The sequence below is a fragment of the Bradyrhizobium uaiense genome, assembly GCF_010811875.1.
In the GTDB taxonomy this organism is placed as follows: domain Bacteria; phylum Pseudomonadota; class Alphaproteobacteria; order Rhizobiales; family Xanthobacteraceae; genus Bradyrhizobium; species Bradyrhizobium uaiense.
Map to the genome: position 1 here is coordinate 1 of NZ_VKHP01000641.1, position 321 is coordinate 321.

The 321-nt window shown below is 65.4% G+C and carries 1 protein-coding gene; it reads left to right on the forward strand.

Going from position 1 to position 321, the window contains the following annotated elements:
• Window positions 1-49: 49 nt before the first annotated feature.
• A partial coding sequence (locus tag FNJ47_RS46880; protein ID WP_236000613.1) for a helix-turn-helix domain-containing protein occupies window positions 50-321 on the forward strand: 272 nt, incomplete at its 3' end.

Consider the following 321-nt stretch of genomic DNA (forward strand, 5'->3'; position numbering starts at 1 on the left):
TCTGTTTGTGATAAGGTATTGTCTGGAGATGCGAAGTGAGTTTGCAAAAATGCACAGCCCTCTCGACTGGAATGATCTTCGGCTCGTCCTCGCCGTCGCGCGGGAAGGCAGCCTGTCGGGGGCGGCGCGCAAGCTCGGCGTCACGCATTCGACGGTGTTTCGCCGCCTTGGCACGATCGAAACCGCGATCGGAACGCGGCTGTTCGAGCGGTTTCGCGACGGTTACGCGCCGACGCCGGCGGGCGAGACGGCGGCGGCATCGGCGGCCCGGCTCGAGGATGAGGTGCTGGCGCTCGAGCGCAGGTTGGCGGGACAGGACCT